Origin of the sequence: Cellulomonas iranensis NBRC 101100 = JCM 18110, from assembly GCF_001552375.1 — a bacterium.
Classification (GTDB): domain Bacteria; phylum Actinomycetota; class Actinomycetes; order Actinomycetales; family Cellulomonadaceae; genus Cellulomonas; species Cellulomonas iranensis.
In genome coordinates this window covers 22,983-32,453 of the sequence record NZ_BCRB01000041.1, presented here as the reverse complement: position 1 = coordinate 32,453, position 9,471 = coordinate 22,983, and the positions used below count along the sequence as shown (strand labels likewise).

General features: G+C 75.6%; 10 protein-coding genes. 7 read left to right on the top strand and 3 right to left on the bottom strand.

Features of this window, described 5'->3' with window-relative positions; genetic code table 11:
• The 3 genes from CS2_RS10300 to CS2_RS10290 all read left to right on the top strand — a co-directional run.
• The coding region (locus CS2_RS10300) for a carbohydrate ABC transporter permease (protein ID WP_070319915.1) at positions 1-889 on the top strand (889 nt) is incomplete at its 5' end.
• Positions 890-992: 103 nt separating this feature from the next.
• Positions 993-2,354: an ABC transporter substrate-binding protein gene (locus CS2_RS10295; protein ID WP_070319914.1), complete on the top strand. Its 1,362-nt coding sequence runs from the start codon at positions 993-995 to the stop codon at positions 2,352-2,354.
• The gene (locus tag CS2_RS10290) at positions 2,351-3,094 is read left to right on the top strand and encodes a glycerophosphodiester phosphodiesterase (protein WP_070319913.1); all 744 of its coding nucleotides are present in this window, start codon (positions 2,351-2,353) and stop codon (positions 3,092-3,094) included. Before CS2_RS10295 ends, CS2_RS10290 begins: the two co-directional genes overlap by 4 nt.
• A 78-nt stretch (positions 3,095-3,172) precedes the next feature.
• Here the strand turns inward: CS2_RS10290 and CS2_RS10285 are convergent, their stop codons facing one another.
• Positions 3,173-4,039 (bottom strand): oxygenase MpaB family protein, encoded by an 867-nt coding sequence (locus CS2_RS10285; RefSeq protein WP_070319912.1) that lies wholly within the window; start codon positions 4,037-4,039, stop codon positions 3,173-3,175.
• 149 nt (positions 4,040-4,188) lie between these two features.
• Here CS2_RS10285 and CS2_RS10280 point away from each other — a divergent pair, with 149 nt between their 5' ends.
• Positions 4,189-4,653, top strand: coding sequence for a GyrI-like domain-containing protein (locus CS2_RS10280; RefSeq protein WP_070319911.1), 465 nt, complete (start codon positions 4,189-4,191; stop codon positions 4,651-4,653).
• A 63-nt stretch (positions 4,654-4,716) separates the two neighbouring features.
• Here the strand turns inward: CS2_RS10280 and CS2_RS10275 are convergent, their stop codons facing one another.
• Positions 4,717-5,085, bottom strand: coding sequence for a VOC family protein (locus CS2_RS10275; RefSeq protein ID WP_070319910.1), 369 nt, complete (start codon positions 5,083-5,085; stop codon positions 4,717-4,719).
• Positions 5,086-5,261: 176 nt separating this feature from the next.
• Here CS2_RS10275 and CS2_RS10270 point away from each other — a divergent pair, with 176 nt between their 5' ends.
• The 3 genes from CS2_RS10270 to CS2_RS10260 are packed head-to-tail and all read left to right on the top strand — an operon-like array spanning position 5,262 to position 7,710.
• On the top strand, positions 5,262-6,506 hold the full coding sequence (locus tag CS2_RS10270) for a sensor histidine kinase (protein WP_070319909.1): 1,245 nt from the start codon (positions 5,262-5,264) through the stop codon (positions 6,504-6,506).
• Positions 6,503-7,156, top strand: a complete 654-nt coding sequence (locus tag CS2_RS10265; protein ID WP_070319908.1) for a response regulator — start codon at positions 6,503-6,505, stop codon at positions 7,154-7,156. Before CS2_RS10270 ends, CS2_RS10265 begins: the two co-directional genes overlap by 4 nt.
• A complete protein-coding gene (locus CS2_RS10260; protein WP_070319907.1) occupies positions 7,156-7,710 on the top strand; it encodes a hypothetical protein in 555 nt (184 codons plus the stop codon). The genes CS2_RS10265 and CS2_RS10260 overlap by 1 nt, the downstream gene beginning before the upstream one ends.
• Before the next feature lie 29 nt (positions 7,711-7,739).
• Here the strand turns inward: CS2_RS10260 and CS2_RS10255 are convergent, their stop codons facing one another.
• A complete protein-coding gene (locus tag CS2_RS10255) occupies positions 7,740-9,326 on the bottom strand; it encodes an MDR family MFS transporter (protein WP_070319906.1) in 1,587 nt (528 codons plus the stop codon).
• Between the last annotated feature and the right edge of the window lie 145 nt (positions 9,327-9,471).

The window sequence follows — 9,471 nt, the reverse complement described above, 5'->3', positions numbered from 1 at the left end:
GGCGTCCCCGCCGCCCGCCGCACCGGACGCGCCGGCTCCCGCGGCGCGTCGGCGCCGCCGCCCGCCCCGCGCGCTCGCGCTCGACGCGGCCGGCGTCACGACGCTCGTCGTCGCGACCCTCGTGCTCGGCGCACCGCTGCTGTGGATGCTGCTCGCGAGCCTCAAGCGCCCCGACGAGCTGTACGCGGTGCCGCTGCAGTGGCTCCCGCAGGGCCTCGACCTGGGCAACTACGCGCAGGCCGCGCAGACCGTCCCGCTCGGCACGCTCTTCGCCAACAGCGTCGGCCTCACGGTCGCGGGCGCGGGCCTCAAGGTCGTGCTCGGCCTGTGCTGCGCGTACGCGCTGGTGTTCCTCGACGTGCCGTTCCGGCGGACCGTGTTCGTGGTGGTGCTCGCGGCGCTCATGATCCCGCCGCAGATCACGATCATCCCCAACTACACGTTCGTCGCGAGCCTGGGGTGGCTGAACACCTACCAGGGGATCCTCGTGCCGGGCCTGGCCAGCGCGTTCGGCACGTTCCTGTTCCGTCAGCACTTCCTGTCGCTGCCGACCTCGGTGCTCGAGGCCGCGCAGCTCGACGGCGCCGGGCACTGGCGGCGGCTGTGGCGGTTCGTCGTGCCGATGTCGCTGCCGACCGTCGCGGCCGTGGGGCTCGTCGCGGTCGTCACCGAGTGGAACGACTACCTGTGGCCGTTCCTCGTGGTCGACGACCCCCGCAAGATGACCCTGCCCGTGGGCCTGACGCTCCTGCAGAACGTCGACGGCATGACGAACTGGGGAGTGCTGCTGGCCGCGACGACGGTCGTGACGCTGCCCGTGCTGGCCGTGTTCCTCGTGCTGCAGCGCCGGCTCGTGGCCGGCCTCACCGCGGGCGCCGTCACCGGCTGACCCGCACCGCACCACCCACCCGACCACCGGACCCGCCCCCGCGGACCCGGCCCCCGGCACGCCCACCGACCGGTGGCGTGCGCCCCGACACCGAGGAGACCCCGTGTCCCACCGTGCCGCCCCGACCCGCCGCGGCCTCGCGGCGCTCGCCCTGGCCGCCGTCGGCGCCCTGGGCCTGACGGCCTGCACCACCCCGACGATCGCCACCGGCCAGGCCGCGGAGCCCGCCGCGACCGACGCCGTCGACTGGTCGACCGTGACCCCCGCGTCCGAGATCACGTGGTGGAGCAACCACCCGGGCGCGTCGAAGCCGGTCGAGGAGGAGCTGATCAAGCGCTTCGAGGCCGAGCACCCCGACATCAAGGTCACGCTCGTCACGGCGGGCGCCAACTACGACGAGGTCGCGCAGCGGTTCCAGGCGGCGTCGCAGACGTCCGAGCTGCCGGACCTCGTCATCTCGTCCGACGTCTGGTGGTTCCGGTACCACCTGAACGACCAGATCATGCCGCTCGACGACGTGTTCGAGCACCTGGACGCCGACGCCGACGACTTCGTGCCCGCGCTGTACGGCGACTACGAGTACGACGGCCAGCACTGGGCCGCGCCGTACGCGCGCTCGACGCCGCTCTTCTACTACAACAAGGAGAAGTGGGCGGCCGCGGGCCTGCCCGACCGCGGACCCGAGACGTGGGCCGAGATGCAGGAGTGGTCGACGAAGCTCGCCGGCCAGGTTCCGGCGGACTCGAAGCCGCTCGGCCTGTCGACCGGCCCGTCGTGGGCCGCGTGGTGGTTCGAGAACATGATCTGGGGCCAGGGCGGGCAGTACTCCGACGAGTGGACGACGACGCTCGACACGCCCGAGGCGGTCGCGGGCGGCACGTTCCTCCAGGACCTCTTCCACGGCGACGAGGCCTACGCGACCGTCTCGGAGGACTCGGCCGTCGACTTCTCGTCCGGCGTCGTCGCGGCGACCATCGGGTCGACCGGCTCGCTCAAGGGCATCCTCGACGCGGCCACGTTCGACGTCGGCACCGCGTACCTGCCGGACGGCCCGCAGGGCGGCGGCACCCCGACGGGCGGCACGGGTCTGGCGATCCCGAAGGCGAAGTCGCCCGAGCAGCAGCTCGCCGCCGCGATGTTCCTGCAGTTCCTCACCGACACCGACCAGACCGCGTACTTCTCGCAGAACACCGGGTACATGCCGGTCCGCACGTCGGCCGTCGAGTCCGACGCGATGAAGGCCGTCTACGCGTCCACGCCGCAGTTCCGCACCGCTGTCGACCAGCTCGCCGACAAGGCCCGCTCGCAGGACTGGATCCGGGTGTTCGTGCCGGGTGCCGACCAGGTCCTCACCGAGGGCATCGAGCAGATCGTGCTGCGCGGCGCGGACCCGCAGCAGGCGTGGTCGTCGATCGCGCCCAAGCTCGACACCGCCTACCGTGAGAACGTGGAGCCGTACCTGTGACCAGGGTCGTCGCGCACCGGGGCAACTCGGCCGTCGCACCGCAGAACACGCTCGCCGCGTTCGAGGCGGCCGCCCGCGCGGGCGCCGACTCGATCGAGCTCGACGTGCAGCTGACGTCCGACGGGCACGTCGTGGTGATCCACGACGACACGCTCGACGCGACGACCTCCGGCACGGGCTGGCTCAAGGACACGCCGCTCGCGGCCGTCCGCGAGCTCGACGCCGGGGCGTGGTTCGCGCCCGCGTACGCCGGGCAGCGGGTCCCGCTGCTCGCCGAGGTGGTCGAGCTGCTCGACCGGCACCCGTCGCTCGACCTGCTGTGCGAGGTGAAGGGCGAGTGGACGGCCGACGAGGTCGCGCGCGTCACGGGGCCGCTGCGGGACGCGGGGCTCGCGGACCGCACGGTCGTGCAGAGCTTCTGGCCGGGCACGGTCGAGGCGCTGCGCGTCGCCGACCCGCAGATGCGGCGCGGGCTGCTGCTCGCGGAGGTCGGCGACGACCTGCTCGAGACGTGCGCCGCGCTCGACGTGACGATGGCCAACCCGCACGGGCTGCTGCTCCTGCAGCACCCCGACCTCGTGGACCGGCTGCACGCCGCCGGGCTGCGGGTCGCGGTGTGGACGCTCGACGAGCCCGCGCACTGGGCTGCGGCGGTCGAGGTGGGGGTCGACGAGATCATCACCGACCGGCCGGACCGTCTCGCGGGCTGGCTCGCCGCACGCCGGGTCACGCTGGGCTGACCGGCGACGCACGGGTCGTGAGGGGTTGCCGCCGTCTCCCGGCGGCAACCCCTCACGCTCTGGGAGGGCGGTCGCGCGTCAGCCGTCGGGCTGGCCCGCGAGCAGCCAGCGGACCGTGCGGGTCGCGACGTGCCCGCCGCCGCGCGCGAGCGCCGTCCCGACGCGGCCGCGCCGCCGCAGACCCAGGCCGTCGGCCGCCCACGCGGGCAGCGACTCGACGGCCGCCGCCGTGAGGGCCGTGTACCCCGGCCGCAGCGTCCACGGCACGGGCGGCTCGCGCAGCAGGAACGTCGCGGCGTCGAGCGCCGCGGGCGTCGCACGCAGCACGGGCCGGTAGCCCTCGAGCGCCGCGCGCAGGTCGGCGACCGTCTCCGGCACGTCGACGGCGCCCAGCGCGCGGCCGATCCGCGCGGTCTGCGCGACGTACTCGTCGGCCCGCGCCGGGCTCAGCGGGTGCTGCCCGTAGCGCGTGTGCGCGTCGAGGAACGACTCGATCTCCGCGACGTGCACCCAGCGCAGCAGGTCCGGGTCGTCCGCCGCGTACGGGATGCCCTCGGGGCTCACGCCGCGCACGCGCGCGTGGATCGTGCGGACCGCGTCGATCGCGGCCTGCGCGTCGTCGGCCGTGCCGAACACGGTCGTCGCGAGGAACGTGCTGGTCTGCGCGAGCCGCCCCCACGGGTCCTCGCGGAACGCCGAGTGCCCCGCGACGCCCGCCATCGCGGCCGGGTGCAGCGACTGCAGCAGCAGCGACCGTATCCCGCCGACGAACATCGACGCGTCCCCGTGCACGACCCGCACCGCCGCGTCCGGCCCGAACCAGCGCGGCCCCTCGCGGTGGTGGATGCGCTCGCGGGACCGGTGCCCGTGCGGCCCGGCGACGCGCAGGAACAGCGCGCTGCCGGCGCGGGCGCGCCACTGGCGGACGGGGGCGGCGAGACTCACGCACCCACGGTACGGACGCCGGACGACACCCGCGCGGCGGTCGGCGGGACGGTCCCCTGGGACGGTGCCCGGTGAGTCCGGGCGCCCCGCGCGGTCGGTACCGCCACCGCCGCCCGCACCGGGCGCCGGACCTGCGAGGAGAGGCCCCGATGGACAGCACCCGCACCACCCTCCCGACCGTCACGCTCGCCGCCGTGCGCGGCACCGTGCCGACGGCCGGGCTGCCCGCCTTCTACGACGCGGCCTACCGGCAGGTCGCGCAGGCCGTCGAGCGCGAGGGGTGGACGATCGTCGGCCCGGCGGTCGGCTGGTACCACGGCATGCCGACCGGCACGGTCGACCTGGCGGCGGGGTTCGCGGTCGAGGGCGCCGCACCGGGGGCGACGTCGGGCGACGTGACGGTCGTCGAGCAGCCCGGCGGCGCCGCGCTCGTGCTGACGCACACCGGCCCGTACGACGCGCTGCCCGACGCGTGGGCGCGCGTCGAGGACGACCGCGTCGCGCTGGGCGTCGACGGGCGCGGCGACTTCTGGGAGGAGTACGTCACCGACCCCGAGCCCGGCGGCGACCCCGCGGCGAACGTCACGCGGCTCGTCCTGCCGCTGCGCGGCTGACCGTCGTACCCCGCCGGCGCGCGCCCGCGGCGCCGGGCCGGCGGGGCGCGTCGCCCGTGATCCTCAGCCCTCGCCGCCCGTGCGGCCCTCGAACAGCCCCACGTGGTTGCCGTCCGCGTCGGCGACGACCGCCCACCAGCTCGTCGCGTCGATCGGCTCCTTGCCGTGCAGCACGCGACCGCCCAGGTCGGCGACACGGCCCAGGACGTCGTCGATCGAGTCGACCTCGACGTAGCTGCGCGGCTGCGTGAAGCCCTCCGAGCGCGGCGCGAGCCCGCCGCCGCTCACGCCGTTCGGCGCCGACCACATGGGGTACCCCTCGAAGCCCGGGATCTCCCGGATCTGCCAGCCGAACAGCCCCTCGTAGAACCGCGTCGCGGCCGCGGTGTCCGCGACCGGGATGTCGACGTGCGTGATGTCGCCGTGCGCCATGACCGTCCCCCTCGACCCGTCGGCGGGCGGGCGCCCACCCGTGCTCCGGACGCTAGACCCCGCCGCCCACGCGCGGAACCCGCTGCGCCGGGTCGACGCGCGTCGTCCGGTCGTCGCGGGGCGTCTCCGTCCCAGGGCGGTGGAAGGTCCGGTGGGCGGCCCGCGAGGATCGGGGCATGCCCGACCCGTCGACCCCGCTCGTCTCGGCCCCGACCGCCGCGGCACCCCGCGTGCGCGCGGACCGGCAACGCCTCGGCACCGCCGTCGTGCTCGCCGTGCTGGTCGCGGCCTTCCAGCTGGCCACGCCGATCATGGGGTACTCGTGGTCGGGGGTCGTGGACCTGACGCCGGGGACGGACGCGCGAGCCGTCGCCGGCGTCGCGGGGGTGGTGGTCGTCGCCGCGGTCGTCCTCGCGGTGTGGCGGCCCGTGCTCGCGACCGTCGTGGCCGCCGCACCGTTCGCGTTCCTGCCGTGGACGGGGTGGTTCATGGTCGGCTGGTACCTCGCGCTGGTCGGCGTCGCGCTGGTCGCGGCGCTGCGCACGTGGCGCGCGGCGCTGCCGCCGTACGCGGCCGCGCTGGGCCTGGCGGCCGTGTACTGCGGCGGCAACCTGGTGGGGTTCACGCCGATCGGTGCCGTCACGTCCGGGAGCGGCCCGCCGTTCCGGTGGCTGACGTTCGCGCTGTACGTCGTGTGGGTCACGGGCGCCGTGCTCGTCGCGCTCGCGTTCGGCGCCCGGCAGCGGACCCGCCGACGCGAGGCGCTCGCGCAGCAGCAGGAGGAGCGCGCGCTCACCACCGACGCCCTCGCGCGCGAGCGGGCCCGCATGGCGCGCGACCTGCACGACGTCGTCGCGCACCACGTGTCGCTCATCGCGGTGCGCGCCGAGAGCGCGCCGTACCAGTACCCCGACCTCGACGCCGACGCGCGCGCCGTGCTCGCCGACGTCGCGCGCGACGCGCGCGAGGCGCTCGGCGAGCTGCGCGAGGCCCTCAACGTGCTGCGCCGCACCGACGACGACGCGTCCGTCGCGCGTCGTCCGCAGCCCACCGCGCACGACGTCGACGGGCTGGTCGCGGACGCGCGCGCCGCGGGTCAGGACGTGCGGGTCGTGGGGGAGTGGTCGCACGTGCCGGACGCCGCGGGGTACGTGCTGTTCCGGGCGCTGCAGGAGGCGCTGACCAACGCGCGCCGCCACGCGCCCGGCGCGCCGGTCGACGTCGAGCTCGTGCAGCGCGCCGGCGAGGTGGGGCTGCGCGTGTCGCAGCCGCTGACCGGACCGGCGGAGCCCGTGCGCCCCGGTCGCGGGCTCGTCGGCATGCGCGAACGCGTCGACGCGCTGGGCGGCGAGCTGCGCGCCGACGCGACCGCGTCGCGGTTCGTCGTGGACGTCCGCCTGCCCGTGGCGGTGGCGCCGTGATCCGCGTGGTCGTGGCCGACGACCAGGCCGTGGTCCGGGCCGGCTTCGCGGCGATCCTCGCGGCCGCGCCCGACGTGGACGTCGTCGGGGACGCGGGCGACGGGGCCGTGCTGCTCGACGTCGTCGCCGCGCAGCGCCCCGACGTCGCGGTGGTCGACGTGCGCATGCCCGTGATGGACGGCATCGAGGCGACGCGCGCGATCGCCGCCGCGCACCCCGGCACGCGCGTCCTCATCCTCACGACGTTCGACCTCGACGAGTACGTGTTCGACGCGCTGCGCGCCGGCGCGTCGGGCTTCCTGCTCAAGGACGTGCCCGCCTCGCGGCTCGTCGAGGCGGTGCGCGCGGTCGCCGACGGCTCGATGCTGCTCGGCGCGAGCGTCACGCGGCGGCTCGTCGAGGACTTCGCCGCGCGCGGCGACCCGCGCTCGCTGGCGGTGCTGACGCCGCGCGAGACCGAGGTCGTCGCGGCCGTCGCGCGCGGGCTGTCGAACGCCGAGGTCGGTGCCGAGCTGTTCATCACCGAGCCGACCGTGAAGTCCCACGTGTCGGAGGCGCTGCGCAAGCTCGGCTGCCGCGACCGCGTGCAGCTCGTCATCGCGGCCTACGAGGCGGGGCTGGTGCGGCCGGGCGCGCGCCGGGACGACTGATGACGGGGCTCGTGGTCGGGCTCGTCGTGACGGGGCTGCTCATGAGCCTGGTCGGGTCGTTCGCGCCGGTGTTCGCCGCGGAGGCGTACGTCGTGGGCGTCGCGCTCGCGCAGCCGCCACCCGTCGCGCTCGCGGTCGCGGGCGCCGTGGTCGTGGGTCAGACCCTCGGCAAGGCGGCCGTGCTCGCGTCGGTCCGCGCGGCGCCGCGGTGGGCGCCGGTGCGGGCGGTGCGGGTCGCGGTGGCGCGCGGCGCGCAGGGGCAGGCGGGGGGCGCCGACGCGTGGTGGTCGGGGCTCGCGGCCCGGACCGCGGCGTGGGTCGGGCCCGTGCAGCGGTGGACGGCCCGTGCCATGGGACGGCCGGCGGCGCCGCTCGTGGTCGTGCTGAGCGGTGCCGTGGGGCTGCCCCCGCTGCTCGCGGTCACGGTGTGCGCGGGCTCCTCGCGGATGCGCGGCGGTGCGTTCGTCGCGGCATGCGCAGCCGGGCGGAGCGTGCGGATGGGTGCGCTCGCGGTCGCGCCGGGGCTGCTCGCGGGCGGTGCGCTGCTGCTCTGAGCCGTGGGCCGGCCGCGCCCTCGCGCCCGCTACTCGACCCGGGCGATCCCGCGGGCCTCCAGCCCTGACCTGTCGGACAGGGCCACCTCCTTCATGAAGAACGCGACGACGAGACCCAGCACGGCGAGCGGCACGAGATACCAGAACGCGGGCGCGAGGGCGTGGGCGTACGCGTCGACGACGACGTCGCGCAGCGCGCCCGGCAGCGTGCGCACGGCGTCGGGCGTCAGGGACTGCGCGCCGAACCCCCGCGGCACGTCCCCCGCGGGCGCGTCGCGCAGCGCGTCCCCCAGCTGCGTGACCAGGCGCGCGGTGAAGACGGTCGAGAACACGCTCGTGCCGACGGCTGCGCCGATCTCCCGCAGGAAGTTGTTGGTCGACGTCGCGACGCCCACGAGGTCGGGGGTCACCGAGTTCTGCACCGCGATGACGATCGTCTGCATGACGAACCCGAGGCCGAGCCCGAGGACGAAGATCATCGCGCCGAACGTCACCGTCGAGATGTCCGGCGTGAGCCGCGTGAGCCAGGCCAGCCCGACCGTCGCGACGCCCATGCCCACGATCGGGTAGGGCTTGTAGCGCCCGGTGCGCGTGATGAGCAGACCCGAGCCGAGCGCCGTGATCATCAGGCCGAGGGTCATCGGCAGCATCATGAGGCCGGCGTCGGTCGCGGTGGAGCCGCGCGCCATCTGCAGGAACGTCGGCAGGAACGACAGCGCCGCGAACATCGTCATGCCGAACAGCAGCGCGATGGTCACCGAGACGGTGAACGTGCGGCTGCGGAACAGGTGCAGGGGGATCAGCGGGTCGGCCGCGCGCGACTCCGCGACCAGGAACGCGACCAGCGCGACGACCGTCCCCGCCACGAGCGCCCACAGCGTCGGGTCGCCCCAGTCGTACCGGCGGTCGGAGCTGATCGTGCTCCAGCTCGTGAGGAAGACGATCCCCGAGGTGGTCAGCGTCAGCAGCACGGCACCGAGCACGTCGAGGCGCGCCGGCGCGCGGCGCGTGGGCAGCCGCAGCCGGAACCACGCGATGCCGAGCGCCACCACGGCGACGGGCACGTTGAGCCAGAAGCACCAGCGCCAGCCCGGGCCGTCCGTGAACCAGCCGCCCAGCAGCGGGCCGATGACCGTGGCCACGCCGAACACCGCACCGATCGGCCCCATGAACTTGCCCCGGTCACGCGCGGAGACGATGTCGGCGATGATCGCCTGGCTGAGGATGACCAGGCCGCCGGCGCCCAGGCCCTGCGCCGACCGCCACACCACGAGCTCCGCGAACGACCCGGACAGCGCGGAGCCGGTCGAGCCGACGAGGAACAGCACGAGCGCGACGAGGAACGGCGTGCGCCGCCCCCACAGGTCGCCGACCTTGCCGTACACGGGCATGACGACCGCGATGGCCAGCAGGTACGCCGTGACGATCCAGCCCTCGCGGTCGGCCGCCCCCAGGTCGCCCACGATCGTGGGCAGCGCGGTGCTGACGACGGACTGGTCGAGGGCGGACAGGAACATCGCCGCCAGCAGCGCGCTGAAGATGACGTAGACCGTGCCGCGGGACAGCACGAGCTCCGGTGCGCCCGCGTCGGTCGGGGGGTGCGTGGTGCCGCTCATGGCGTGTCCTCGCTGCGCGTGGGGCCGCGGGCCCGCACCGTGCGCGGTGGCTCCCGCGGATGAGCACTGCCGGGGCGCACGGCCGGCAGTCGCGCCCCCTCCTCGAGTGTGCTGCGGGTCCCGCGGTGCCGCACGGCGTGCGGGT

Coding starts and splice junctions, on each gene's coding strand:
- CS2_RS10270 (WP_070319909.1), top strand. CDS start 5,262: ATGCCCGACCCGTCGACCCCGCTCGTCTCGGCCCCGACCGCCGCGGCA.
- CS2_RS10275 (WP_070319910.1), bottom strand. CDS start 5,085: ATGGCGCACGGCGACATCACGCACGTCGACATCCCGGTCGCGGACACC.
- CS2_RS10255 (WP_070319906.1), bottom strand. CDS start 9,326: ATGAGCGGCACCACGCACCCCCCGACCGACGCGGGCGCACCGGAGCTC.
- CS2_RS10280 (WP_070319911.1), top strand. CDS start 4,189: ATGGACAGCACCCGCACCACCCTCCCGACCGTCACGCTCGCCGCCGTG.
- CS2_RS10260 (WP_070319907.1), top strand. CDS start 7,156: ATGACGGGGCTCGTGGTCGGGCTCGTCGTGACGGGGCTGCTCATGAGC.